General features: G+C 69.3%; 26 protein-coding genes. 13 read left to right on the forward strand and 13 right to left on the reverse strand.

Annotated elements, in window-relative coordinates; translation table 11 throughout:
- The first annotated feature begins 279 nt into the window (after positions 1-279).
- Positions 280-636: a helix-turn-helix domain-containing protein gene (locus AC0682_RS28095; protein ID WP_478535972.1), complete on the forward strand. Its 357-nt coding sequence runs from the start codon at positions 280-282 to the stop codon at positions 634-636.
- An 83-nt stretch (positions 637-719) separates the two neighbouring features.
- Here the strand turns inward: AC0682_RS28095 and AC0682_RS28100 are convergent, their stop codons facing one another.
- From AC0682_RS28100 to AC0682_RS28110, 3 genes are all read right to left on the reverse strand, one after another.
- Positions 720-1,073, reverse strand: a complete 354-nt coding sequence (locus tag AC0682_RS28100) for a VOC family protein (protein WP_261680111.1) — start codon at positions 1,071-1,073, stop codon at positions 720-722.
- 219 nt (positions 1,074-1,292) lie between these two features.
- The gene (locus AC0682_RS28105) at positions 1,293-1,766 is read right to left on the reverse strand and encodes a hypothetical protein (protein ID WP_478535925.1); all 474 of its coding nucleotides are present in this window, start codon (positions 1,764-1,766) and stop codon (positions 1,293-1,295) included.
- A 238-nt stretch (positions 1,767-2,004) separates the two neighbouring features.
- Positions 2,005-2,580, reverse strand: coding sequence for a TetR/AcrR family transcriptional regulator (locus AC0682_RS28110; RefSeq protein WP_478535926.1), 576 nt, complete (start codon positions 2,578-2,580; stop codon positions 2,005-2,007).
- 129 nt (positions 2,581-2,709) lie between these two features.
- Here AC0682_RS28110 and AC0682_RS28115 point away from each other — a divergent pair, with 129 nt between their 5' ends.
- Entirely contained in the window at positions 2,710-3,294 is a 585-nt protein-coding gene (locus AC0682_RS28115; protein ID WP_478535928.1) for a dihydrofolate reductase family protein, read from the forward strand.
- A gap of 86 nt (positions 3,295-3,380) precedes the next feature.
- Positions 3,381-4,760: a serine hydrolase domain-containing protein gene (locus tag AC0682_RS28120; RefSeq protein WP_478535930.1), complete on the forward strand. Its 1,380-nt coding sequence runs from the start codon at positions 3,381-3,383 to the stop codon at positions 4,758-4,760.
- Between the two features lie 216 nt (positions 4,761-4,976).
- Here AC0682_RS28120 and AC0682_RS28125 read toward each other — a convergent pair whose 3' ends face one another.
- Both AC0682_RS28125 and AC0682_RS28130 read right to left on the reverse strand, forming a co-directional pair.
- The gene (locus tag AC0682_RS28125) at positions 4,977-5,429 is read right to left on the reverse strand and encodes an N-acetyltransferase family protein (protein WP_478535932.1); all 453 of its coding nucleotides are present in this window, start codon (positions 5,427-5,429) and stop codon (positions 4,977-4,979) included.
- A gap of 28 nt (positions 5,430-5,457) precedes the next feature.
- The gene (locus AC0682_RS28130) at positions 5,458-5,916 is read right to left on the reverse strand and encodes a MarR family winged helix-turn-helix transcriptional regulator (protein ID WP_478535933.1); all 459 of its coding nucleotides are present in this window, start codon (positions 5,914-5,916) and stop codon (positions 5,458-5,460) included.
- 121 nt (positions 5,917-6,037) lie between these two features.
- On the opposite strand from AC0682_RS28130, the gene AC0682_RS28135 reads away from it, so the two are divergent.
- On the forward strand, positions 6,038-7,252 hold the full coding sequence (locus tag AC0682_RS28135; protein WP_478535934.1) for an MFS transporter: 1,215 nt from the start codon (positions 6,038-6,040) through the stop codon (positions 7,250-7,252).
- A 209-nt stretch (positions 7,253-7,461) separates the two neighbouring features.
- Here AC0682_RS28135 and AC0682_RS28140 read toward each other — a convergent pair whose 3' ends face one another.
- From AC0682_RS28140 to AC0682_RS28155, 4 genes are all read right to left on the reverse strand, one after another.
- Positions 7,462-8,328, reverse strand: coding sequence for a GNAT family N-acetyltransferase (locus tag AC0682_RS28140; RefSeq protein WP_478535935.1), 867 nt, complete (start codon positions 8,326-8,328; stop codon positions 7,462-7,464).
- A 201-nt stretch (positions 8,329-8,529) separates the two neighbouring features.
- Positions 8,530-9,009: an NUDIX domain-containing protein gene (locus AC0682_RS28145; RefSeq protein ID WP_478535936.1), complete on the reverse strand. Its 480-nt coding sequence runs from the start codon at positions 9,007-9,009 to the stop codon at positions 8,530-8,532.
- Between the two features lie 163 nt (positions 9,010-9,172).
- Positions 9,173-10,297, reverse strand: a complete 1,125-nt coding sequence (locus tag AC0682_RS28150) for a cystathionine gamma-lyase (RefSeq protein WP_254812108.1) — start codon at positions 10,295-10,297, stop codon at positions 9,173-9,175.
- A gap of 35 nt (positions 10,298-10,332) precedes the next feature.
- A complete protein-coding gene (locus AC0682_RS28155) occupies positions 10,333-10,710 on the reverse strand; it encodes a phage holin family protein (RefSeq protein ID WP_254812107.1) in 378 nt (125 codons plus the stop codon).
- Between the two features lie 87 nt (positions 10,711-10,797).
- On the opposite strand from AC0682_RS28155, the gene AC0682_RS28160 reads away from it, so the two are divergent.
- From AC0682_RS28160 to AC0682_RS28175, 4 genes are all read left to right on the forward strand, one after another.
- Positions 10,798-11,115, forward strand: a complete 318-nt coding sequence (locus tag AC0682_RS28160) for a cupin domain-containing protein (RefSeq protein WP_015577932.1) — start codon at positions 10,798-10,800, stop codon at positions 11,113-11,115.
- A 132-nt stretch (positions 11,116-11,247) separates the two neighbouring features.
- The gene (locus AC0682_RS28165) at positions 11,248-11,466 is read left to right on the forward strand and encodes a DUF5326 family protein (protein ID WP_254812106.1); all 219 of its coding nucleotides are present in this window, start codon (positions 11,248-11,250) and stop codon (positions 11,464-11,466) included.
- Positions 11,467-11,741: 275 nt separating this feature from the next.
- Positions 11,742-12,512: an IclR family transcriptional regulator gene (locus AC0682_RS28170; RefSeq protein ID WP_302885875.1), complete on the forward strand. Its 771-nt coding sequence runs from the start codon at positions 11,742-11,744 to the stop codon at positions 12,510-12,512.
- Positions 12,513-12,613: 101 nt separating this feature from the next.
- A complete protein-coding gene (locus tag AC0682_RS28175; protein ID WP_015609883.1) occupies positions 12,614-13,051 on the forward strand; it encodes an SsgA family sporulation/cell division regulator in 438 nt (145 codons plus the stop codon).
- Between the two features lie 40 nt (positions 13,052-13,091).
- Here the strand turns inward: AC0682_RS28175 and AC0682_RS28180 are convergent, their stop codons facing one another.
- A complete protein-coding gene (locus AC0682_RS28180) occupies positions 13,092-14,438 on the reverse strand; it encodes a YibE/F family protein (protein ID WP_254812105.1) in 1,347 nt (448 codons plus the stop codon).
- Positions 14,439-14,635: 197 nt separating this feature from the next.
- Between AC0682_RS28180 and thiC the strand changes: the two genes are divergently transcribed.
- Together thiC and AC0682_RS28190 are read left to right on the forward strand one after the other, a co-directional pair.
- On the forward strand, positions 14,636-16,441 hold the full coding sequence (gene thiC / locus AC0682_RS28185; protein ID WP_478535938.1) for a phosphomethylpyrimidine synthase ThiC: 1,806 nt from the start codon (positions 14,636-14,638) through the stop codon (positions 16,439-16,441).
- Positions 16,442-16,711: 270 nt separating this feature from the next.
- The gene (locus tag AC0682_RS28190; RefSeq protein WP_478535939.1) at positions 16,712-17,068 is read left to right on the forward strand and encodes a DUF805 domain-containing protein; all 357 of its coding nucleotides are present in this window, start codon (positions 16,712-16,714) and stop codon (positions 17,066-17,068) included.
- A gap of 236 nt (positions 17,069-17,304) precedes the next feature.
- On the opposite strand, the gene AC0682_RS28195 is transcribed toward AC0682_RS28190, so the two are convergent.
- The 3 genes from AC0682_RS28195 to AC0682_RS28205 form a co-directional block, all read right to left on the reverse strand.
- The gene (locus AC0682_RS28195) at positions 17,305-18,141 is read right to left on the reverse strand and encodes a hypothetical protein (protein WP_478535941.1); all 837 of its coding nucleotides are present in this window, start codon (positions 18,139-18,141) and stop codon (positions 17,305-17,307) included.
- Between the two features lie 181 nt (positions 18,142-18,322).
- Complete coding sequence (locus tag AC0682_RS28200; protein WP_254812102.1) at positions 18,323-19,516, reverse strand: metallophosphoesterase; 1,194 nt, start codon at positions 19,514-19,516, stop codon at positions 18,323-18,325.
- Between the two features lie 173 nt (positions 19,517-19,689).
- Positions 19,690-20,802, reverse strand: a complete 1,113-nt coding sequence (locus tag AC0682_RS28205) for a LacI family DNA-binding transcriptional regulator (protein ID WP_254812101.1) — start codon at positions 20,800-20,802, stop codon at positions 19,690-19,692.
- 436 nt (positions 20,803-21,238) lie between these two features.
- On the opposite strand from AC0682_RS28205, the gene hisC reads away from it, so the two are divergent.
- The 3 genes from hisC (at position 21,239) to cydB (ending at position 25,194) form a co-directional block, all read left to right on the forward strand.
- Positions 21,239-22,318 carry a histidinol-phosphate transaminase gene (gene hisC / locus AC0682_RS28210; RefSeq protein ID WP_254812100.1) on the forward strand — a complete coding sequence of 360 codons (1,080 nt, stop codon included), beginning with the start codon at positions 21,239-21,241 and terminating at the stop codon, positions 22,316-22,318.
- 344 nt (positions 22,319-22,662) lie between these two features.
- Positions 22,663-24,174 (forward strand): cytochrome ubiquinol oxidase subunit I, encoded by a 1,512-nt coding sequence (locus tag AC0682_RS28215; protein ID WP_254812099.1) that lies wholly within the window; start codon positions 22,663-22,665, stop codon positions 24,172-24,174.
- An 18-nt stretch (positions 24,175-24,192) separates the two neighbouring features.
- Positions 24,193-25,194: a cytochrome d ubiquinol oxidase subunit II gene (cydB, locus tag AC0682_RS28220; protein WP_478535944.1), complete on the forward strand. Its 1,002-nt coding sequence runs from the start codon at positions 24,193-24,195 to the stop codon at positions 25,192-25,194.
- Positions 25,195-25,231: the final 37 nt, after the last annotated feature.

The following is a 25,231-nucleotide window of genomic DNA, read 5'->3' on the forward strand; positions in this document are numbered from 1 at the left end:
GGCATCGCCCGGATGCACAACCTCGCCCTCGCCGGATAAGCAAGGCGGCCGCCATGCCCGAGGCGGCTTCAAGATCTTTGCGGGACAGCCCTTAGCCGAGAGCCATCGAGGAAGCCGATCGTCGATGAGCGGTGGCTCCGAGAGCAGTACATACGGCAGGCCCGGACCCTGGCCAGCATCGCCACCGAGCTGGACATGAGCCCAACGACGCTGACAAGCCATCTCCGGGCCATGGGCATCGAACTCCGTCCACGCGGCGGACGCCGGGCCGTGAGCCAAATGGAACTCGACTCAGTACCGCCGCTGATCAGGCCGGCCCTCACAGATCGGCGTTGCTGGGGCCGCCTTCAGCGGTTTCGAGCAGCGATGGAACATCGCACCCTCGCCGAGGCCTCACGCCATCTCGGCACCGCCCGCTCGGTCCTCTACACCCAGTTCGCTGCCCTGGAAAGGGATTTGGACGTCCAGCTCTACATCCGCCCCCGCCGGGGCGAATCACTCCGCCCCACCCAGGCCGGACAAGCCGTGATGGACGCTCTGACCGACATCGAAGGCGCTCGACTAGGCGGCAACACCATCGAGACCGGCATTCCTATCGCCTCGTCGCCGCCGGTCATGTCTCGTGTAGTGGTGTAGCCGGGTCGGCGAACAGCGGCTGGGGCACCTGCGGGTGGGCGAAACCGTCCGGCACCTCCGCCCGAACGGCTGCCCGGCCCCGCTCAGCTCTTCCGCTCACCCAGGACACAGAATTCGTTGCCCTCCGGGTCGAGGAGGGTCACCCAGTGCTGCTCGTCCTGCACGGTGTCGGCGCGCCGGGCACCGAGGGAGAGCAGCCGGGCGACCTCGGCCTCCTGGTCGTCGGGGCGGAAGTCGGGGTGGAGCCGGTTCTTCGACGTCTTGCCCTCGGGGACAGGCACGAAGAGCAGCCCCGGCATCTGGTCCGGCTCAGGCCGGATCTCGATGATCTCCTCGGATTCGTCGACCACTACCCAGCCGAGAGCCTCGGCCCACCAGCGCCCGAGGGCGATGGGGTCGGAGGAGTCGACGATGATCTGTTCCCATTCGAGTGCCATGGGCGTGAGCATAAACAGGGTCGGCTGGCTGCCAGGGCTGGGGGTGACTGCCGTCGACCGCCGGTCCGGTGTGCGGATCGTGTCCCGTAGAGCGGTGTAGTAGCGCGATGTGCTAGCAGCAAGTCGCGAGAAGTGATCGCTGCTACACCACTCCAGGGGACACCACCTCGCCGCCCGCCTTCAGGCAGAACCCATGACCAGCCGATCGCCGACGGACGGCTATCGAACAGGACCGCACTCATCGACCAGAACGGTCGGCTCCGACAGGAAGACGTTCGGGTCGACGGGCCCATAGGCAACGTTGAACGTGTCGAGCCAGTACGACCAGTCCCGTATTCCGGCGGCGCTACTGAACCGATAGTTCAACTGCCAACGGACCCACTGCCCCGAGACCAGACGCACCGCTGGCGGGCGCCGCGGACGCGGCGGCAATCCGAACAACGGCTCCACACGCGCCAGCACCCGGAGCCGATCGCCCTCGTCTCGCAAACTGAGTCCGACCTGGCGCAAGTCCCTCTCGCTCTCGTGGGGCTCGAAGCCGTCACGCTCGGACATCTGGATGACCTGGGAGAAGGAAGACGGCACCGGTGACACCAGGAACCCCGTTGGCGCTGAATTCCTGCGGGCAGCAGCGTCACCGCCCCTGGAGTACTTCGTCCAGGACGTCCTGATCCACTGCACCGTGATCTCCACTGCAACCGCCTTTCGCCCGGGACACTACGGCGACCACAGCCTGAACGGCACCCTGGTTTCGGCGCGCTGCCCGCTCTCGCTGAGCGCCATCAACACCGCAGTCGGAAGAAACGACACTCTGCGTGAGACAAAGCTCCGCCGACATCACGTGAGACTGAGTGAGAAGCTCCAGTTCAGAGGGATCGCCTGCGACGCGAGCCGCGCGATCCTACAGATCCTCCGCGGGGGAGCCCGCAGGTCAGCCGCCCGGGATGATCCGTTCCACGACCGCGTCCACCAGCGTCTCCAGGGCGGTGTCACCGAGCACGTCCGGCAGCGTGAAGTGCTCCAGGAGGACACCGGTCATCGCCAGGTAGAGGACGAGGAACGCGGTGTGGTCGCCGGGGAGGTTCGTGTCGCGGTGGAAGGCCGCGTTCTCCTCGAAGGCGGTGCGGACCGTCGTGGTCAGCTGGGCCCGGAGTTCCGGACGGCGGGTCGCCTCCAGGCGGAGTTCCAGCAGGGCGAGGTAGCCCGTGCGGTCGTCGGTCATGCGGCGGACCAGCCAGTGCATCAGCTCGGCGACCAGGGCGCGGGAGGGCGCGGGGCGCAAGGCCTGCTCGACCTGGGCCGGGTCCGGGGCCATCCGGCTGTGGATGCGGGCGCCCGTCTGCATGAACAGGTCGTCACGGTTGCTGAAGTAGTTCGACGCGGTGCCCACGGGCACGCCGGCCCGGGTGTCCACGGCGCGGAAGGTGAGGCCGCGGGCGCCCTGTTGGGCCAGGACCTCGATCGCCGCGTCCGTGAGTGCCACCCTGCGCTCGGGGTTTCTTGCCATGGGTCTCTTCTCTCTGCCGTCGTGCTGCGGAAAAGGGGATGCGTAACCACTATGGTTGAAGCACTATATGTGAAGTGGTTGAGTGTGTCCGGGCCGTCGGCCCGCACCGACCCGCGGAATGGGGAACACATGCGCAAGCTGACGTACTTCATCGCCTGTTCGATCGACGGCTTCATCGGTGACCCGAAGGGCGACGCCACGGCGATGATGGCCTTTGTCGACGAGGAGTTCCTCGGCTTTCTCAAGGAGGAGTATCCGGAGACCATCTCGGCCGAGGGGCGCGGCATCCTCGGGCTCGGTGATCTGGAGAACCGGCGGTTCGACACCGTGGTTCAGGGGCGGGCCAGCTACCAGCTGGCCCTGGACGGCGGTGTGACGAGCCCTTACGGCCATATGCGGGAGTTCGTCGCCTCCCGGACTCTGACCGAATCGCCGGACCCGAACGTCGAGCTGATCTCGGGGGACCTGGTCGGCCGGGTCAGGGAACTGAAGGCGGAGCAGGGCGAGCTGGGTATCTGGCTCTGCGGCGGGTCACAGCTGGCGGGGGAGCTGATCGACGAGATCGACGAGCTGGTGATCAAGACCTACCCGCTGGTGTACGGCACCGGGATGCCGATGTTCGGGTCCGGTGTCGCCGCTGACGAGTTCACGTTGGAGGGGGTCCGCACCTTCGGGAACGGGGTTCTGGTGCGGACGTACGGCCGGAAGTGCTGAGACCCTGGGCGGGTTGATCGCGGGGGGCGGGTGTCGTGCCCGGTAATCCCCTCGTCAGGCGGCAGCTTGTCCGGTATGGGTTGACCATGAATTCTCCCAGCGAAGAACTGCTCCCCACCACCCGACGTTCTCTCCTCCATCGCCTCGCCACCGCCCAGCGGGAGGGCCGTGCGCCCTCCCTCGCGGCCGCCGTGCGGCGGGGCGGCCGGATCGTCTGGAGCGGGGGGCGTACGAGTCTGGAGGGGCAGGTCGCCGATGCCGATACGCAGTACCGGATCGGCTCGATCTCCAAGACGTTCACCGCGGTGCTGGTCCTGCGGCTGCGCGACGAGGGGTTGATCGACCTGGGCGATCAGCTGGAGAGGCACTTGCCTGGCACCGGGGCGGGCGGCGCGACCATCTTTCAGCTGCTTGGCCACAGCGCGGGGCTGGGTGCAGAGGCGCCCGCCCCCTGGTGGGAGCGGACCCCCGGGGCCCTGCGGCCCAAGCTCGCCGATGTGCTCGGCGAGCAGCCGCAGATGCATCCGGCCGGTCACCGCTTCCACTACTCCAACCCGGGCTACACCCTGCTCGGTTCGCTGGTCGAGGCGGTGCGGGGGGTTTCCTGGGTGGAGGCGCTGCGCCGCGAGATCCTGGAGCCGCTGGGCATGGACCGTACGACCTACGGGCCGGTCGCTCCGTATGCGGAGGGTTGGGCCGTCCACCCCTGGGCCGATGTGGTGGTGAGCGAGCCCGCCGAGGACCTCGGGCTGATGGCGCCCGCCGGGCAGCTCTGGTCGACCGCGGCCGACCTGCTGCGGTTCGCCGCCTTCCTGGTCGAGGGCGATGACCGGGTGCTGTCGGCCACGTCCGTACGGGAGATGAGGACGCCCGCCTCGCCGGTCGCCGAGCCCGGGGGCAACGGCTACGGCCTCGGCCTCCAGATCGTGAAGACCGACAGCCGCGTCCTCGTCGGCCATGCTGGTTCGCTGCCCGGGTTCGTCGCGGGCCTCTGGTTCAGCGAGGACGACGATGTGGCCGCGGTCGCGCTGGCCAATGCCACCTCGGGGCTGCCCGCGGCCACAGTGGCCGCCGAACTCCTGACCATCGTCGCGGACGCGGAGCCGCGCATCCCGGAACCTTGGCGCCCGCTGCCGGAGGCGGACGCGGAGCTGGTGGCTCTGACCGGGATCTGGCACTGGGGGACCCACACGTTCACACTGAAGCTGACCGAGGGCCGGGGCCTTGAGCTGAGGCCGCTGGGATCCAAGGGGCGCGGAGCGTTCTTCACGGCCCGGCCGGACGGCACCTGGACGGGGCTGGACGACTACTACGCGGGCGAGACCCTCCGCGTCGTACGCCGGGAGGATGGTTCCGTCGACCATCTCGACCTCGGCTCGTTCGCCTTCACGCGTGAGCCCTATGACGCGGATGCGGACATCCCCGGCGGGCTGGACCCGGCCGGCTGGCGAGGGCTCGGCGGCTGACACCCGGACCGTGACGGTCGTTGTGGGGGGGGGGGGGGGGGGGGGAAACACCCCAACAAACAACGCGGCGCGCGGAGAGAGGGGGCGTGGGGGCGGCCCCCCTTGGTGGGCTGCCCTCATCTTGTTGTTCGGCCTTTCCTTCCCCCCCCCTCCCTTTTGTTTTTTTTTTTTGTGTTTTTCCCCCCCCCCCCCCCCCCCCCCCACGACCGTTGTCGCTCAGAGAGCGAGCTTGAAGCCCACATGGCTGGCGGTGAAGCCGAGCCGCTTGTAGAACCGGTGCGCGTCCTGTCGGGTGGCGTCCGAGGTCAGCTGTACCAACTGGCAGTTCTGACGGCGGGATTCGTCGACGGCCCACTGGATCAGCTGCGTACCGAGCCCGCTGCCCCGCTCGTCGGCATGGACGCGGACGGCTTCGATGATCGAGCGGATGGTCCCGCGCCGGGAGAGGCCGGGGATCACGCTCAGCTGGAGGGTCCCCACCACGCGCCCCTCACGGACGGCGACGACGACGTGCTGGTTGGGGTCGTCGGCCAGTCGCCGGAGAGCGGCGCGGTACGGGGTGAGGTCGTCGGGTGTCTCGCGCTGGGCGCCGAGCGGATCGTCGGCCAGCATGCCGACCACGGCGTCGAGGTCGGCTTCGGCAACGGGGCGGATCTCAAGATCACTCATGATCCGCAGCGTACGCGCCGTGCCACGGTCAGGCTGTGACCTTCAGCTCCTCGACCGCCCGTACCAGGGGGGCGAGTTCGGGGTTCTCCGACGCCTCGTCCAGCGCCGCCCGTAGCGCGCCGTCGTTGGTGGGCCGGGCCTCGGCGAGCAGGGCGAGACCGGCCTCGGTGACATCGGTGTAGATGCCCCGACGGTCGGTGTCGCACAGATACCGCGTCAGCAGTCCCCGGTCCTCCAGCCGTGTGACGAGCCGGGTGGTCGCGCTCTGGCTGAGCACCACGGCGTCGGCCACCTGCTTCATCTGGAGGTGACCGCCGGGGCCGCTGTGCTGTCGGCTCAACACATCGAGCAGTGAGTACTCGCGGACGCTGAGCCCGTGGCCGGACTGGAGGGCGCGCTCGACGCGGGCTTCGATCTTTCCGTGGAGCAGCGAGAGGGCGCACCACCCTTGAGAGAGGGCCGTCAGGGCCGGGTCGGTCGCGGTCATGGTGCCTCCTCCGGGCGGGGCTGCGTGGTTCCAGGATAGGGGACATCTGCAATAGCCCGCGTTTGCAATTATTGTTGACGCCCGTAAAGCGCAGAAGCAACTTTAGGGGAAGGTGAAACCCATGCCGCTCGCGCTCCTCGCCCTGGCCATCGGGGCGTTCGGGATCGGAACGACCGAGTTCGTGATCATGGGGCTGCTCCCCGAGGTGGCCGCGGAGTTCCAGGTCTCGATACCGACCGCCGGCTTTCTGGTCACCGGCTATGCGCTCGGGGTCGTCCTCGGCGCCCCGCTGATGACGCTCCTGGGAACTCGGGTGACCCGTAAGCGGATGCTGATGCTCCTGATGGGGCTGTTCGTCGTGGGCAACCTGGTCTCGGCCCTGGCGCCCGTCTTCGGCGTCATGCTCGTCGGCCGGGTGGTCGCCTCCCTCGCCCACGGCGCCTTCTTCGGTATCGGCTCGGTGGTCGCGGCCGATCTGGTCGCCCCGCAGAAGAAGGCCGGGGCGATCGCGATGATGTTCACCGGGCTCACCGTCGCCAATGTCGTCGGCGTCCCGCTCGGCACGTACATCGGCCAGTCCGCCGGCTGGCGGACCACGTTCCTCGTCGTGTCCTTTCTCGGTGTGATCGGGCTCCTCGGAGTCGCCAGACTCGTCCCCGAGCAGGCCAGGCCCGAAGGCGTACGCATCCGCCACGAACTGGCCGCGCTCCGCAACGTCCAGGTCCTGCTCGCGATGGCCATGACCGTCCTGGGCTTCGGCGGAGTCTTCGCCGCGATCACCTACATCACCCCGATGATGACCGGCACCGCCGGGTACGCGCCCTCCTCCGTCACCTGGCTGCTGGTCCTCTTCGGCCTCGGCATGGTCGGCGGCAACCTGATCGGCGGCAGGTTCGCCGACCGCCGGCTCATGCCGATGCTGTACGTCTCACTCGGCGCGCTCGCCCTTGTCCTCTGCCTGTTCACCGTGACCGCCCACAACAAGGCCGCCGCGGCCGTCACCATCGCTCTCATCGGCGCCCTGGGCTTCGCGACCGTCCCCCCGCTGCAGAAGCGGGTCCTCGACCAGGCGGCCGGAGCCCCCACTCTGGCCTCCGCGGTCAACATCGGGGCCTTCAACCTCGGCAACGCCCTCGCCGCCTGGCTCGGCGGCCTCGTGATCGCCGCCGGTCGCGGCTACACGGCCCCCAACTGGGTCGGTGCCGCCCTCGCCGCGTCCGCTCTGGCCCTAGCCGTGGTCTCCGGCCTGCTGGAGCGCCGTACACCCGCCCGCGCGGGCCGGATCGTCGCCGGGGGCAGCCGCCCTGAGCCGGTCGCCGCCACGGACCGATCCTGAGCGCCGTCCCGGACCCACGCACCACCCCAACCGCACCTTGCGGCCGGTGTCGCCGTTGCCGTGAGCATCGTGGACGCGCGGGCGGGCATGTGTCGGCCTTCCGCCGCGACGACCGCCTGATCGGTGCCATCGGGGTCGGCGGTGAAGCACCGGGACAGGACCACGGATGCGCGACCGCCGTGGCGGACCCTCTCGTCGGAGACCGCGCGTCAGCCGGTCGCGACCGTGAGCGGGGCGAACCTGCGACTGGCATCGCCCGGGAGGTCCGCGATGCCGTACGTCATCACCGCCGTCCCGGAGCCCCGTTCGAGACCGCGCTCCACCAGCCAGCCGAGCAGATCCTCATGGCGCGCGTCCACATCGGCCCGCAAGGGCCGGTCCGTGGTCGCGGCCACCGCGGTGACCAGAGCCTTCGCGGTGGCGTTGTCCCGCGCGACGAGCGGGCCGACGGCATGGGCGTCGCCACTCGGCCAGAGGGCCGCGTATCCGGTCAGCTCGCCGTTCTCCTCCGCGACCTGGATCCGGTCGGCGAAGGCCGGGAGCCGGGCGATGATGTGCGTGCGATCGATGCCGAAGGCCGGCAGGTCGAGACGGACCATCGCCTGTAGATCATCGGCGGCGGCCGCACGCGTCGAGACGGCCGAGGGCCGGTCCTCGGGGCGGAACCGGCCGAGGACCCGCTGGGTCCGGCCCACATGGGTGAAGCCCAGCTGCTCGTAGAGGCGTTGCCCCTGGGAAGTTGAGTACAGCGCGAGCGGGGTGGACCCGGCCTCCGCCATCACATGGTGCATGAGCCGCCGGGCGATCCCCCGCCGGGCGTGGCTCTCAGCCACGAGCAGCACGCCGACGGCCGCCAGGCGGGGCCCGTACGACGTCATCACGCAGGCCGCGATCAGGCCACACCCCTCGGGTGCTTCGATCCCGTAACCCGTACCCGCGGAGAGGAGCAACCCCCATCGGCGCTCGTCGCGTGGCCAGCCCCGGCTCTCGGAGAGGTCCGCGCAGGAGACCAGGTCTCCCCGGGTGAGGCGTCGTACGGGCAGGTCGACGAGGGGCAGGAGTGATGGGCTGTGCATGGGGCCAGGCTGGCCGACGCGATGATCGTCCGTCCAGCGGTTTCCCGGATCTGGCCGGAACCGGAGCGCCTGCCGCTCGGTTTCACGTGAAACCCCACATCGCGTTTCACGTGAAACGCGAGGCTCCCATGGTGTGGGCAGCCCGACTGTGCGGGCAGCCCCCACCGCGCGGGGAGCCCCAGGGTCGGGGAGCCGGGGCCGTCAGCCCAGGTCGGGCGCGTGCATCGCCCGTACGCCCTCGATGTTGCCGTCCAGATAGTGGCGCAGGGAGATTGGTACGAGGTGCACGGCGGCGATCCCGACCCGGCTGAACGGCACCCGGACGATCTCGTACTCTCCGCAAGGCTCGTCGATCTCCGGGCCGTGGCGCCGGGTCACGTCCATCGACGCGAGCCGGCAGACGAAGAAGTGCTGGACCTTCACCCCCGTCACGCCGCCGTCGGCGATGTGCTCCACGGTGTCGACGAAGCAGGGCACCACATCGACGATCTTGGCGCCCAGCTCCTCGTCGACCTCGCGGTGCAGGGCGTCGACGACAGTGGCGTCCTCCGGCTCGACTCCACCACCGGGCGTGAGCCAGTACGGATCGACCCCCGGCTTCGTGCGCTTGATGAGGACAAGGTCGTCGCCGTCGAGCAGGATGGCGCGTGCGGTGCGCTTGACCACAGGACGTTCGGTCATGGCAAGAGAGTGGCCCACACGGGGCCGTCTGAAACTCCCCCCGGCCCCAGGCGGCGTCCGGCCGGTCTGCCCGGGCCCACCGAGCGCCCGCGTCCGGACCGATCGAGCGCCCCTGCCCGGACCGACCGACCAAACCACCTTGCCGGACCGACCGGCCGGCGTGCTACCGGACCGCCTCGTCCAGCGCCCGCTCGACATCCGCCAGCAGGTCCTCCGGGTCCTCCGCGCCGACCGAGAAGCGGATGAACCCATCCGGCACGGCGTCACCGCCCCAGCGGCCCCGGCGCTCAGCGGTGGACCGTACGCCGCCGAAACTCGTCGCGTCGTCGACCAGGCGCAGTGCGTCGAGGAATCGCTCGGCGGTCTCCCGGTCGGCCAGCTCGAACGAGACCACCGAACCGAAGCGCCGCATCTGGCGCTCGGCCGTGGCGTACGACGGGTCGGTGGGCAGCCCCGGATACCGCAGCCCGGTCACCTCGGACCGCTTGGCCAGCGCATGGGCGAGGGCCAGCGCCGTGGCGCACTGGCGCTCGACGCGCAGTTGGAGCGTGGCGAGCGAACGGTGGGCGAGCCAGGCCTCCATCGGGCCAGGGATCGCCCCGACCACCTTGCGCCAGCGCCGTACATCGGCGGCCAGTCGGGCATCACGGCAGGTGACATGGCCCAGCAGGATGTCGCCGTGCCCCGTCATGCCCTTGGTGTCGCTGGCGACCGAGAAGTCCGCTCCCAGCTCCAGCGGGCGCTGGCCGATCGGCGTGGCCAGGGTGTTGTCGACGGCGACCAGCGCCCCGGCGTCGTGCGCCGCCGCCACCAGTCGGCGGATGTCGCAGACGTCCAGGCCCGGGTTGGAGGGGCTCTCGATCCACAGCAGCTTCGCCCCCTCCAGCAGAGACAGCTGGGCGTCGCCGCCGGTCGCAGCGGTGCGGACCTCGACGCCGAAGGCCGTCAGCTGGTCCCGTACGAGCGGCAGTGCCTGGTAGCCGTCGTCGGGGAGCACCACGGTGTCTCCGGCGCGGACCTGGGAGAAGAGGACCGCGCTGATCGCCGCCATGCCGGAGGCGAAGACGGTGGTGCTCACCTCCTCGCCGGGCGCCTCCAGCTCCCCGATGGCCCGCTCCAGACGGGTCCACGTCGGGTTGGTGTCCCGGCCGTAGGTGTAGGGGCCCACCGGCTCACCGGAGAGGTGGAAGTGCGCGGCGAAGACCGGTCCGGGCAGGGCCGGTTCGTACTGTTCCGGTGCGGGGAGTCCGGCGCGTACCGAGCGCGTTCCGTCGCCCATGGTGCTCATGCTGCTCCGTCAGTCGATGCGGGTGGGGTCCGGGCTCAGTCCTCGTCCGGCAGGACCATGTTGAGGGCCCAGGAGACGACCGAGATGATCAGGGCGCCCAGGACCGCGGTCCAGAAGCCCTCGACGTGGAAGCTGAGGTCGAAGACCCCCGCCAGCCAGGAGGTCAGCAGCAGCATCAGGGCGTTGACCACCAGGGTGATCAGTCCGAGCGTCAGAATGAACAAGGGGAAGGTCAGCAGCTGGACCACCGGCTTGACCAGGAAGTTCACCAGGCCGAAGATCAGCGCGACCAGGATCAGGGTGAGGACCTTGCGGCTGGTGGAGCCACCCTCCAGCGTGATGTTCCCGAGCAGCCAGATGGCCACGGCCAGCGCACCCGCGTTGGCGATCGTCTTGACTACGAAATTCTTCATGTGTCTGATCGTGGCAGACACGATCGGTGGTGGACACCGACAGCGCAGGCGGAACCCGGAGCACGGGTCACAAGGGGCGGACGGGCCATGAAGGCATTCAGACTGGACGAACTGGAGGCGGAGCGGGCCGCCAACGACGGCGCTTACCTGCAGTTCGTGCGGGAGCGGAACATGTCCGTCGGCCTGTACGCCCTGGACGCGGGTGCGCTCGACCCGCAGCAGCCGCACCAGCAGGACGAGGTGTACTTCGTTGTCAGCGGCCGTGCGTCGATCACGGTCGGAACGGAGACGACGCAGGTCGGCCGGGGGAGCGTCGTCTATGTGCCAGCCGGGGTCGCCCACAAGTTCCACCACATCACCGAGGACCTGCGGGTGATGGTCGTCTTCTCGCCTCCGGAGGGCTGAGGGTCCTGCCTGCCTCGGCCCCCGGTTCCCTAAGGGTTCGATCAGGGGTCTTCAAGGGCTGCGAGGCCCCCGCCGGGGTCCCCTGCGCGCTTAGCATCGAGGCAGGAACCGAGAGAGACGAGGTGGACGGCGATGGCCGTGCAGGAGATATACGCGGGAATGCCCTGGTGGGTGAAGTGGATCGCGGTGCCTGTCATCGCCATCTTCGTGTTCGGCAGTCTGATCGCCAGCATCGTCGGCTTCGTGATCAGCCTGCTCTTCAAGGTGCTGGTCTTCGTCGTGCTGGTCGGCGGTCTGGTCTTCGTCGTACGCAAGTTCATGTCCTCGTCGTCCTCGCGTGGTGACTGGTAGCAGCTCCGCCGCGGGCCCGTGCGGGATCGGGGGTGCGCACAGGCCTGCGGGTCGGATTAGCCCAGCTGAGCTAAGTCCCGGACGAAAACCCCCTCCGATCGGGGTCGGCCGATACAGTGACATACCGCTGCCGCCACCTCGAGTGTGACCTACCGTCACCGAACCGACCGAGTGACCAGTGGTTGGTACGACAGCACGGACGCTGGTGCGGCAGGCCTGTGGGGGCGGCCTCCACGGGAGGGCTGATGGCCCGTCACCATGCCTGGGGGTGACCTTTGACCACGGCATCGAGCACCGCTGTCCCGACGTTGATCAGTTCGGTTCAGCGGGCGTTGAGGCTGCTGGAGGCTGTGGGCACCCATCGGGACGGGGCGCCCGCCAAGCAACTCGCACGTGAGGCCGGCCTACCGCTGCCGACGGCCTACCACCTCCTGCGCACTCTCACCCACGAGGGCTACCTCCGCAGGGAGAACGGCGTCTTCCTCTTCGGTGCCGCCGCCGAGAACCTCACCGCGGCCCAGGGGGCGAGAAGCCGCCCCGCCACCGTCACCGACTCCCTCGCACACTGGCGGGACGCCATCGGGGTTCCGGTGTACTGCGCCGTCTACCGCGAGGGCGAGATCGAACTCATCGCGGTCGCGGACGCCCCCGACGCACCGGCGGTCGACGAGTGGGCCTCCTTCCGCGAGACCGGGCACGCGCACGCGATCGGGCAGTGCCTTCTCGGCCAGCTCGACGAGAAAGACCGTGAGGACCACCTCGACCGGCACCCCGTTCGGCCCCTCACTCGTTACTCAGTGCGAGATCGCGCGGCCCTTCTGGAGCGGCTGCGGACGTTGCGCCGGGGTGAACCGGTCATCGAACGCCAGGAGTACGCACTGGGAACCGTCTGTGCCGCCATTCCCGTCACGGCCGGTGCCACCATTGCGGCCATGGCCATTTCTGTACCCCTGGACAGGGAAGAACGGTTGCTGCCCGCAGTCGAACAGCTACGTGGCGAAGTGGCGAGCCTCTTGCGTTCGTTCGTGTTCTCTATCAGTATCTGAAAAATCACTCCTTGTGATCTGCTATCGCGTGCACCACGATGGCGTCAATAGGGCCATGGGGGATCATTCCTGGCCAGTTTCATCTACTGCGGGGTTGAACGATGCGCGAGTCGGTTCAAGCAGAGGTCATGATGAGCTTCCTCGTCTCCGAGGAGCTCTCGTTCCGTATTCCGGTGGAGCTCCGTTACGAGGTGGCTGATCCCTACGCCATCCGGATGACGTTCCATCTGCCCGGCGATGCCCCGGTGACCTGGGCGTTCGGTCGTGAGCTGCTGCTGGACGGGCTCAACAGCCCCAGCGGCGACGGCGATGTGCACATCGGGCCCACGGAGCCCGAGGGCCTCGGTGATGTGCACATCCGTCTGCAGGTCGGCGCGGACCGGGCACTGTTCCGGGCCGGTACGGCACCGCTGGTGGCGTTTCTCGACCGGACCGACAAGCTGGTGCCGCTCGGCCAGGAGCACACGCTGGGTGACTTCGACGGGAATCTGGAGGAGGCGCTCGGCCGCATCCTCGCGGAGGAACAGAACGCGGGCTGAGCGCCGGCTCCGCACGTGCTGCACCCCGCCGCACGTCTTCTCACGCCTTACGGCGGCGACCCCTGCCGGTCCGGGCGGGGGTGGCGGCCGTGGACGAGGAGGTGCGGGCGCCCGGGCGGTCCGCCGAGACCACCAGCGCGGCCAGTACCGTCGTCACCGGCACCGAGGCGACCAGCCCGATCGAGCCCACCAGCGTCCGCACGATCTCCTCGGCCACCAACTCGCTGTTGGCCACCGTCCCCACGCTGCTCTGGGCGATGGAGAAGAGCAGCAGCAGCGGCAGCGCCGCGCCCGCGTACGCCAGCACCAGGGTGTTCACGACCGAGGCGATGTGGTCCCGCCCGATGCGGAGACCTGCCCGGTACAGCCCGCGCCAACCCATCCGCGGGTCCGCCTGGTGCAACTCCCAGACGGCGGAGGTCTGCGTGACCGTCACATCGTCGAGCACGCCGAGCGATCCGATGATGACACCGGCCAGCAGCAGACCGCTCATGTCGATGTCCGGGTAGAGCCCGTGGATGAGACCGGTGTTGTCGTCGGTGTTGCCGCTCAGGCTCGCCCAGCCGATGAACAGGGAGCCGAGCAGCCCGATCAGCAGCAGTGAGATCAGCGTGCCGAGGACCGCGACGGAGGTACGGGCCGTCACCCCATGGCACAGGTAGAGCGCCGCCAGCATGATGGCGCTGGCCCCGATCACCGCCACCACCAGCGGATTCGAGCCCTGCAGGATGGCCGGCAGGATGAACAGGGTCAGTACGGCGAACGAGACGGCCAGAGCCACCAGCGCCATCACCCCGCGCATCCGGCCCACCGCCACCACCGCCAGCGCGAAGATCGCGGCCAGCAGCGTCATGGGGATCGTCCGGTTGATGTCGGTGACGCTGTACTGGAGGTCGCGGGGGGCGTCGGGGGCGTACGCCACCACCACCCCCTGGCCCTCGCGGAGCTGGCGCGGCGCGTCAGGCTGCACCACCTCGACGAACTGCCGGCCCTTGTCGTCGCCGGTGGTCACCTCGATGGTCGCCTTCGCGCACTCCCCCTCCTGCTCGTTGACCGCCTCCCGGCCCGAGGGCGTGGAGGTGTCACCGGTGGGCGGGACCTGCGCGGCATTGACGTCGGCGCAGTCGACCTTGACGACCTGGACGACCTTGCCGTCCTGGGTCTGCCGGTCGAATCCGACGCCGGTGCGCTCGTGGTCGGGGACGCCGCCGGGCCAGAACGCGATCAGGCCGACGACGACCGCCGTGGCGAACGGGACGAGGACGGCGGCGATGACCCTGCGCAGGTGTTTGGACACCGGGGCGGCGGGGCCGTGGCTGTGCGTGTGGCCGTGGGTGTGGTCCGGGGGCGGGGGCTGGGGTGCGGGGTCGTTTTGGGGGGAGGTCACGGGGCGATCATCGCAAGAACGGGAGGGCCCTCTGGTCAGCTCGCCGGAAAGGACGCTAGCGTGGAGGCACCTTTGCACACGCGGGAGCTCGGAGCACCGGGCTGAGAGGGCGCTGATCGCCGTACATCCGTACGGGACACGGCTGCGCCGACCGCCGAACCTGTTACCGGGTAATGCCGGCGTAGGGAGTAGGTCTCATGACCACAGCGGACGCACGCACGCCTGCCTCGAAACAGAACGACGGAACGCCCGACGGTGCGCTTCCGAACGACGGGGCCGGGAAGTCCATCGGCTGGCACAAGGGGTACGTCCAGGGCGCACGCCCTGACCTCCGGGTGCCGGTCCGACAGGTGCACCTCACCAACGGCAAGGACGTGACGCTGTACGACACGTCGGGCCCGTACACCGATCCCGCCATCGACACCGACGTCCGCCGCGGCCTCGCGCCCCTGCGGGAGAACTGGATCATCGCGCGCGGCGACACCGAGGAGTACGCGGGCCGCCCGGTCCGCCCCGAGGACGACGGGGTGAAGCACACCTCGCCGCGCGGCGGGCTGCGCAACCTCGACGCGGTCTTCCCCGGCCGCCCGCGCCAGCCGCGCCGCAGCCGCGACGGGCGGCCCGTCACCCAGCTCGCGTACGCCCGGCGCGGGGAGATCACCCCGGAGATGGAGTACGTCGCGATCCGGGAGAACGTCGAGGCCGAGGTTGTACGGGAGGAGATCGCGGCAGGCCGGGCGGTGCTGCCGGCCAATGTCAACCACCCCGAGATCGAGCCGATGATCATCGGCAAGCGGTTCCTGGTGAAGGTCAACGCCAACATCGGCAACTCGGCCGTCACCTCCTCCATCGAGGAGGAGGTGGACAAGATGACCTGGGCGACGAAGTGGGGCGCGGACACGGTCATGGACCTGTCCACCGGCCGCAACATCCACACCACCCGCGAGTGGGTGCTGCGCAACTCCCCCGTGCCGATCGGCACCGTCCCCCTCTACCAGGCCCTGGAGAAGGTCGACGGCCGGGCGGAGGAGCTGACCTGGGAGATCTACAAGGACACGGTCATCGAACAGGCCGAGCAGGGCGTGGACTACATGACGGTGCACGCCGGAGTGCGCCTGCCGTACGTCCCGCTGACGGCCCGCCGCAAGACCGGCATCGTCTCCCGAGGCGGCTCGATCATGGCGGCCTGGTGCCTGGCGCACCACAAGGAGTCGTTCCTCTACGAGCACTTCGAGGAGCTGTGCGAGATCCTCGCGACGTACGACGTCACCTACTCCCTCGGTGACGGGCTGCGCCCCGGGTCGATCGCGGACGCCAACGACGAGGCGCAGTTCGCCGAACTGCGCACGCTGGGCGAGCTGAACACGATCGCCAAGCGGTTCGGTGTCCAGACGATGATCGAGGGCCCCGGGCACGTCCCGATGCACAAGATCAAGGAGAACATCGACCTCCAGCAGGAGATCTGCGAGGAGGCGCCGTTCTACACGCTCGGCCCCCTGACCACGGATGTCGCGCCCGCCTACGACCACATCACCTCGGGCATCGGCGCTGCGATGATCGCCTGGTGGGGGACGGCGATGCTCTGCTACGTCACGCCCAAGGAGCACCTGGGGCTGCCCAACCGGGACGACGTGAAGACCGGGGTCATCACCTACAAGATCGCAGCCCATGCGGCCGACCTCGCCAAGGGGCATCCGGGCGCGCAGGAGTGGGACGACGCGCTCTCGGACGCGCGGTTCGAGTTCCGGTGGGAGGACCAGTTCAACCTGGCCCTCGACCCGGACACGGCCCGGGAGTTCCACGACGAGACGCTGCCCGCCGAGCCGGCGAAGACGGCGCACTTCTGCTCGATGTGCGGGCCGAAGTTCTGTTCGATGAAGATCTCCCAGGACATTCGCCGTCAGCACGGCGGTTCGCAGGAGGAGATCGAGGAGGGCATGGCCGAGAAGTCGAGGGAGTTCGCGGCCGCCGGCAACCGGGTCTATCTGCCGATCGCGGAGTAGGAAGGCCTCAGGGCCGCAGATCGCCCTTCCGTCCTCGTCGCCCTTGAGGGGCGTCGAGGGCGGCATGGGCCTCTTGTCCTGTTGGTTCCTGTTTGTTGGCATTCATCGCGTTGTCAGGCGACAGTATGGACACAGTCGGGTGGCAGGTGGATGTACGTTTCGCAGCTGAGTCGGCTGAGCTTGACCCGTTCCTTATCTGTGGCTTACTTTCCGGCTTGCTCGGCCGAAATTCAGCGGCCCTCTCACGGGGGGCCTGGGGAGGGAATCACCATGGACTGGTACCTGGCAGTACTCAAGAACTACGCAGGCTTCAGCGGGCGTGCGCGCCGCAAGGAGTTCTGGATGTTCGCGCTGGTCAGTTTTGTGATCAGCCTGGTTCTGTCGATCATCGGCAGCCTGATCGGCACGGACATCCTGTACTACATCTACTCCCTTGCGATCCTCATCCCGTCGCTCGCGGTCGGTGTGCGCCGTCTGCACGACACCAGCCGCTCGGGCTGGTGGCTGCTGATCGGGCTGATCCCGCTGGTCGGTTTCATCGTCCTGATCGTCTTCTTCGCCTCGGAGGGCAAGCAGGAGCCGAACCAGTACGGCACCAACCCGAAGCTGGCTCCGCAGGTGGGCTGATCCACCGCTCCGGCCGGACCGGAGCATTCCACAGGCCGGGCGCGGCACTCGCCGCCCCGGCCTGTGGCGTTGGTGGGCCCCCTGATCGGTGGGCCAGCTCAGGGCGTACGGCGTACGGGCCCCGGCTGCGCGGGGCGCGGGCGCGGGGCCTGCCTGGGTGGGGCGTCCGCGTACGGTGTACGGCCCCCGGATCGCGTGCCGCTTGCGGGCCCCTCCGGCCGGGCGGCCCGCGGTGGCTACTCCGGCCGGTGCTCCGGGCCACCGAAGTCCGGGCCACCGAAGTCCGGGCTGGTGAAGTCCGGGCTCGTGAAGGTCGGACGGGGGCCCGCCGACGGGCCGTCCTCCGGACCGGAGAAGTCCGGCCTGCTGTAGCCGATCTTCGGCATGCGGTGGGGCGAGCGGTGCGGGGTCCGTGCGGCGGGGCCCGCGGTCGGGTCGGCCAGGGCGTCCCGGAGGAACGGCAGGATGCCGCGCTCCAGCAGGGCGTGACGCCAGGCCTCCCGGGCCCGGGCGACCTCCTCCGGCAGCTCCTGTTCCTCGTCCTCCGCGGCGAGTGAGGTCGAGCCGTTGCGCAGGGCGGTGACGAGCAGCCCGATGGCGGCGACCAGGATCGCCGCGGCGGCGACGGCCGCGAAGAACCACCCGGCCGCGACCATGCTGGCGCCGAAGGCGAGGGACGGGCTGACCGCCTTCAGGAGATAGCCGACCAGCAGGAAGATCACGGCGGCGGTGCCCGCGAGGAGCGGTGTCAGGACCGTGAGGACCGCCCCTATGCCGGCGCCGGGTCCGGTGGCCGACGAGGTGTCTCCGTACTGCTCGCCCTCCGGCACGGTCGCGCTCGCCGCGCGCAGCTCGGCGCGGGCCTTCACGTAGTGCTCGTACTCGGTGGCCGCCGACGCGGTGATCAGCGCCGTGGCGTCGAGCGCCATCGTGCGCAGCTGTTCGGTGTTGAGCCGGTCACCGACGCCCTCCAGGTCCGGGCGTTCCCGGGCGTGACGCAGGGCGTCACCCAGGATCCGCGCGTACTCGGGACCGTCCTCGGCCAGCAGGTGCGGAGCGCTTGTCATCTGCATCCCCCGATGCTCCGTCGGGCCCGGCTGCCCGGGTCGGCCGGGCGATCGGGCAGAAACGGAGGAGAGCCTGCCACTGATGAGCCGATGGTAGAGCGCCCACGGCACGGGGAGACAGGGTGTTTCCGTAAATAGGCCCGATGATCGGCGCGGTCCGATCGAAAAGCGTCTTCCCCGTCAGAGGTCAGCCATGCAGGGGGAGTTGGACGACCAGTAGCTTTCCGGCCATGGTCACCCCGCCGTCCATGGCGATGGCGAGCCCGTCGGCGTAGACGTGCGGGCCGTTCACCACCGGGCCCGAACCGTCCTCGCCGTCCTCCGTGCCGACCTCGCCCAGGAGATACGGAATCGGGCTGTGGCCATGGACGATGCGCTGCCCGCCGTACGTGGAGAGCAGCTCGCGCACCGCGTCGGCGCCCCCCTCGTCGCGGAAGGCGAACCGCTTGGTGAGCTTGCGGAAGAGGTCCCAGCACTCGTCGGCGTCGTTGCGCGTGAGGATGGCGGTAATCGTGTCGTTGACGTCCTCGATGGTGGACCCGTAGTCGAGGTAGGCCGTCGTGTCGGAGTGCATCAGCAGATGCCCGTCCTCCTCGACGACCGCGTCGAGCCGGGACATCCACTGGAGGTGCACGTCCTGGAGGCGGTCCATGTCGCTCTTCTGGCCGCCGTTGAGCAGCCAGGCGGCCTGGAAGGTGGCGGTGCCGGCTCCGGAGTTGACGGGGGTGTCGGAGAACCGCTTGGCACCGATGAGGAGCAGCTCGTGATTGCCCATCAGGGCTTTGCAGTAGCCGCCCGCGGCCGCCGCCTCCGCGGAGAGCCGCATGACGAGGTCGATGACGCCGATGCCGTCGGGGCCGCGGTCGGTGAAGTCGCCCAGGAACCAGAGCCGGGCGTCTCCCGCGGCCCAGTTGCCGTCGCCGTCGATGAGGCCCTGGGCGGCGAGGGCGGCCACCAGCTCGTCCAGATAGCCGTGGACGTCGCCGACGACGTAGAGCGGGCCGCGGCCCTCGCCGCTGTCGGGGCGCGCTTCGGGGATGGCCTGGATCTTGACGGTGTCGCCGCGGTTGATGACGGGGAGGTCGCGTTCGGTGGGGGTGTACCCCTCCGGGGGCTCGTCACCGACGGCCGCGTTGCCGGGGTGGGGCGGTTCGGTGGCCGGCGGCGCGGGGGGCGTGAGCGGGTGCGACGGGGGTACGACGGTGTGCGGCGCGGGCGGCTGCGCGGGCGCGGTCGGCTCCGGCGCGTGCGGAGGTGGTGTCGGGGGCGGCACCGCGCCTGGCGCCTGGGGCGGTACGGGCGTCCGCGCATACGGCGGAACCCGGAAGTCACGCAACGTCGCCGTCCGCACCACGGGTTCCTGACCGGCCCCCTGAGTCATCGACCCCTCCACCACCGTCGCGCCGCCGTACACCTGACGGTCCTGCCTGGCAGAGGTGGTCCGCGGTGTCGTGCGCCCATCATAGGAATGCGGATCGATCTGTGTGACGCACCAGGGGTGGTGAATCCGGGCGCACGTACGGTTCACCGGCCGATTGGTCCGAAAAGAGGCGATCAGTCCCTGCTGGGGGAGCGCGGCGCGCTGACCGTGGTGCGCGGCGGGCGCCGTTGCGAAGAGGTCCGGACGATGAGCTCCGTCGGTATCACCTGCTCCACCGGACCGTCGTGCTCGACCCCTTCGATGGCGTCGATCAGGAGCTGGACGACGGCGGTGCCGATGTGGCGGGGCTTCAGCGAGAGCGTCGTGATGGGCGGCTCCGTGGCCGCGTACACGGTGGATTCGCTGCAGCAGACCAGCAGCAGGTCGTCGGGGACGCGCAGACCGTAGCGCCGGGCGGCCGCGAGGAGGTCGGTGCCGTTGGGGTCGAAGAGGCCGTAGACCGCGTCGGGGCGGTCCGGGCGGGCGAGCAGCCGGTCGGCGGCGACCGCGCCCGCGCACGGGTCGTGCGCCGGGTAGGACTCGTAGACGGGGTCCTGGCCGACTCGCTCGCACCAGTGGAGGTAGGCGGTGGTGGAGAGCCGGGTGTACGTGTCGGTGGTGGTGCCGGTCAGCAGGCCGATGCGGCGGGCCCCGGCGGCGGCGAGGTGGTCGAGGAGGTCGAGCACGGCGGCCCGGTGGTCGTTGTCGACCCAGGCGGTGACGGGGAGCGCCCCGGCGGGTCGGCCGTCCGAGACGACGGGGAGCCCCTGGCGGACGAGTTCGGTGACGACCGGGTCCTGGTCGGAGGGGTCGATGACGACGGTGCCGTCGAGCGCGACGTTCGACCAGACGTCGTGGCGGGAGGTGGCGGGGAGGATGACCAGGGCGTAGCCCCGGGCGAGCGCCGCCGAGGTCGCGGCTCTCGCCATCTCCGCGAAGTACGCGAATTCGGTGAAGGTGAAAGGTTCATCCCCGTACGTGGTCACGGTCAGGCCGATCAGCCCCGACTTGCCGGTACGGAGGGTTCGGGCCGCTGCGGAGGGGCGGTAGCCCAAGCGCTCTGCGACCTCGCGGACATGGCTGCGGGTGGCGTCCGGGAGCCTGCCCTTGCCGTTGAGCGCGTCGGAGACGGTCGTGATCGAGACTCCGGCCGCGGCGGCCACGTCACGGATGCCCGCCCGTCCTGGCCGGCCGCCGCGCCGGGGGGTCTCCGTCCGGCTCACCTGGTGCTTCCCTGCTGCTGTCATGGCGAGCCGATAGTAGGGCTCCGAGGGGCGGTCGGTCCGGTCGCATATGCACCCTCAGGCAGGCACGTTTCTGCAAGGTGATTACCCATCATATCCCTTGTAATGCGAGGCTGTTGGCGGGATCGACTTTGGTGTATCAGGTGGGGACGGCTGGCTGCCTGCTGAATGGTCGATGTCTCGAAGAGGTCTCAACTCACCACTTCGGGGGACGCGCGCCACGGCGTGAGACATGGGCGCGCGCCGGGACCGAAAACGCTCCCCCCTGGAAGACTCCCCGGACGGGCGCCCAGAAGACCCCGTGCAGACTGCGGAGAGGCCTGGGGGCGGACCATTCCCGGCACTGCGGGAGATTCCGCTCCCGGCCCATTCGCAGCGGCGCCCAATCCTCATAAGGTGTGCAGTATTGCTGTGAACGGACGGTCGAGGAGGACCTGCGGTGAGCGAGACGAGCCCCAAGCTGCGCGCCGAGCTGGACGGCGTTCCCGCCTATGTGCCGGGCAAGCCGGCGGCGGCCGGTGGACCGGTCGCGTACAAGCTGTCCTCCAACGAGAACCCCTACCCGCCGCTGCCGGGGGTCCTGGAGTCGGCGCTCGCCGCGGCGGGCAGCTTCAACCGCTACCCGGACATGGCGTGCACCGGGCTGATGAACGAGCTGGCCGACCGCTTCGGGGTGCCGGTCTCGCACCTGGCGACCGGCACCGGATCGGTGGGGGTGGCCCAGCAGCTGCTGCAGGCGACCTCGGGCCCGGGTGACGAGGTCATCTACGCCTGGCGCTCCTTCGAGGCGTACCCGATCATCACGCAGGTGAGCGGCGCGACCTCGGTGAAGGTCCCGCTGGCCGACGGCGAGGTGCACGACCTCGATGCGATGGCGGAGGCGATCACCGACCGGACCCGGTTGATCTTCGTCTGCAACCCGAACAACCCCACCGGGACCGTGGTGCGCCGGGCCGAGCTGGAGCGGTTCCTGGACCGGGTGCCCAGCGATGTGCTGGTGGTGCTCGACGAGGCGTACAAGGAGTTCATCCGCGACGCCGAGGTGCCCGACGGCATTGATATCTACCGGGACCGCCCCAATGTGGCGGTGCTGCGGACCTTCTCCAAGGCGTACGGGCTGGCCGGGCTGCGGGTCGGGTTCGCCGTGGCCCATGAGCCGGTGGCCGCCGCGCTGCGGAAGACCGCGGTCCCCTTCGGCGTCAGCCAGCTCGCCCAGGATGCGGCGGTCGCCTCGCTGCGCGCCGAGGACGAGCTGCTGGGCCGGGTCGGCTCGCTGGTCTCCGAGCGGGGCCGGGTGAGCGAGGAGCTGGTGCGCCAGGGCTGGACCGTGCCGGAGTCGCAGGCCAACTTCGTCTGGCTGCGCCTGGGCGAGCGGACCCTCGACTTCGCGGGCGCCTGCGAGCGGGCCGGTGTGGTGGTGCGCCCGTTCAAGGGCGAGGGCGTACGGGTCACGATCGGCGAGAGCGAGGGCAACGACCTCTTCCTGAAGACGGCGGAGGCGTTCCGCGCGGAGCTGTAGCGGTAGGCGCCCGCCGTGGCGCTCCTGTGCTCCGGTGCACCCGTCGTGGTGCTCCTCTGACCGGTGTGCCCGTCGCGGCGCACCGACGGCCGGTGGCCCCGGACCTCGAACGACGAGGTCCGGGGCCTTTCGCATGGGCTTCTGGCTTGTTCCTGCGGGCCGGGGCCGAGAAGGGGTACCCCCGGCGAAGGGTCCGAAAGTGTGTGCGCCATAATTGCTTGTGAATGTGAACGCGTTCACAAGCGTGCCCCGTTTGCCCGTGATCCAGGGGATTGGCGGGGCGAAGTGCCCGGTGCGACCACGGAGACGTGGTGTCACCACGGCGACGTAAGGAGAAAGACGACGTGGACCTCGCTCTGGCGCCGGAGACCTTGGCGCGATGGCAGTTCGGCATCACCACCGTCTACCACTTCCTCTTCGTTCCGCTGACGATCTCGCTCGCCGCGCTCACCGCCGGCCTGCAGACCGCCTGGGTGCGGACGAACAACGAGAAGTACCTCAGAGCGACCAAGTTCTGGGGCAAGCTGTTCCTGATCAACATCGCCATGGGCGTCGTGACGGGCATCGTCCAGGAGTTCCAGTTCGGCATGAACTGGTCGGACTACTCGCGCTTCGTCGGTGACATCTTCGGCGCCCCGCTCGCCTTCGAGGCGCTGATCGCCTTCTTCTTCGAGTCCACCTTCATCGGACTGTGGATCTTCGGCTGGGACCGGCTGCCGAAGAAGATCCACCTCGCCTGCATGTGGATGGTCTCGCTGGGCACGATCCTCTCCGCCTACTTCATCCTGGCGGCCAACTCCTGGATGCAGCACCCGGTCGGCTACCGCATCAACGAGGAGCGCGGGCGGGCGGAGCTCACCGACTTCTGGCGAGTGCTCACGCAGGACACCGCGGTCACCCAGTTCTTCCACACCATCACGGCGGCCTTCCTGGTCGGCGGGGCGTTCATGGTCGGCATCGCCGCCTTCCACCTGGCGCGCAAGAAGCACATCCCCGTGATGCGGACCTCGCTGCGGCTGGGCCTGGTCACGGTCGTCATCGCCGGACTGCTCACCGCGGTCAGTGGCGACATGCTCGCCAAGGTGATGTTCCGGCAGCAGCCGATGAAGATGGCCGCTGCCGAGGCGCTCTGGGACGGCCAGGACCGCGCACCCTTCTCGATCTTCGCCTACGGGGACGTCAGCGAGGGCCACAACTCCGTCGAGATCTCGCTCCCCGGGGTGCTCTCCTTCCTCGCCAACAGCGACCCCAACTCGCATGTCCCGGGCATCAACGACATCAACAGGACGCTGGAGGAGAAGTACGGCCCCGGCGACTACCGGCCCAACATCCCGGTGGCGTTCTGGAGCTTCCGCTGGATGATCGGCTTCGGGATGGCCTCCTTCGGCCTGGGCCTCCTGGGGCTCTGGCTGACCCGGAAGAGGTTCCTGCTGCCACCGGCGATGCGGACCGGTGAGGACGAGGTGCCGAACCTGGTCCTCTTCCGGAACAAGGCGCTCAGCCCGAAGCTCACCAAGCTCTACTGGCTCACCGCGCTCTGGACGCTGCTCTTCCCGCTCATAGCCAACTCCTGGGGCTGGATCTTCACCGAGATGGGCCGCCAGCCCTGGGTGGTCTACGGGGTGCTCCAGACCCGGGACGGGGTCTCCCCCGGTGTGTCGCAGGGCGAGATCCTCACCTCGATGATCCTCTTCACCCTCATCTACGCGATCCTCGCGGTCATCGAGGTCAAGCTGCTCGTGAAGTACATCAAGGCCGGGCCGCCGGAACTCACCGAATCCGACCTCAACCCGCCCACCCGGATCAACGGCCACGACGACGAAGACGCCGACCGGCCCATGGCCTTCTCGTACTGAGAGCACAGGAGCTGAGAGATGGAACTCCACGACATCTGGTTCGTGCTCATCGCCGTCCTCTGGATCGGCTACTTCTTCCTGGAGGGGTTCGACTTCGGTATCGGGGTCCTCACCAAGCTGCTCGCCCGCGACCGCAAGGAGCGGCGGGTCCTGATCAACACCATCGGGCCCGTCTGGGACGGCAACGAGGTCTGGCTGCTCACCGCGGGCGGCGCGACCTTCGCGGCCTTCCCCGAGTGGTACGCCACGCTGTTCTCCGGCTTCTACCTGCCGCTGCTGATCATCCTGCTCTGCCTGATCGTGCGCGGCGTCGCCTTCGAGTACCGGGCCAAGCGGACCGGAGAGCGGTGGCAGACCAACTGGGAGACCGCGATCTTCTGGACCTCGCTGATCCCCGCCGTGCTCTGGGGGGTGGCCTTCGGGAACATCGTGCGCGGCGTGAAGATCGACGCCGAGATGGAGTACGTCGGCAACTTCTTCGACCTGCTCAACCCGTACGCGATCCTCGGCGGGCTCGCCACGCTCTTCCTCTTCACCTTCCACGGCGCGGTGTTCGCCGCGCTCAAGACGGCCGGGGACATCCGGGGCCGGGCACGCGCCCTCGCCATCAAGCTGGGCCTGGCCACAGCGGTGCTCGCACTCGGCTTTCTGCTCTGGACCCAGGCCGCGAGCGGTGACCGCTGGAGCCTGGTGGCGCTGATCGTGGCGGTGGTGGCCCTGGTGGCGGCGATCGGCGCCATCGCCAAGGGGCGTGAGGGCTGGTCGTTCGCCTACTCCGGGCTGACGATCGTGGCGGCCGTGGGCATGCTGTTCCTGACGCTCTTCCCGAACGTCATGCCGTCCTCGCTGGACGAGGCGTGGAACCTCACGGTCACCAACGCCTCTTCCACGCCGTACACGCTGAAGATCATGACCTGGTGCGCCGGTATCGCCACACCCATGGTGCTGCTGTACCAGAGCTGGACGTACTGGGTGTTCCGCAAGCGGATCGGCACTCAGCACATCGCGGACGCGCACTGATCCGCACCGGCCTCGCCGGGTCGTGTTCCACGTGAAA

Source organism: Streptomyces sp. NPDC043746 (assembly GCF_056436485.1).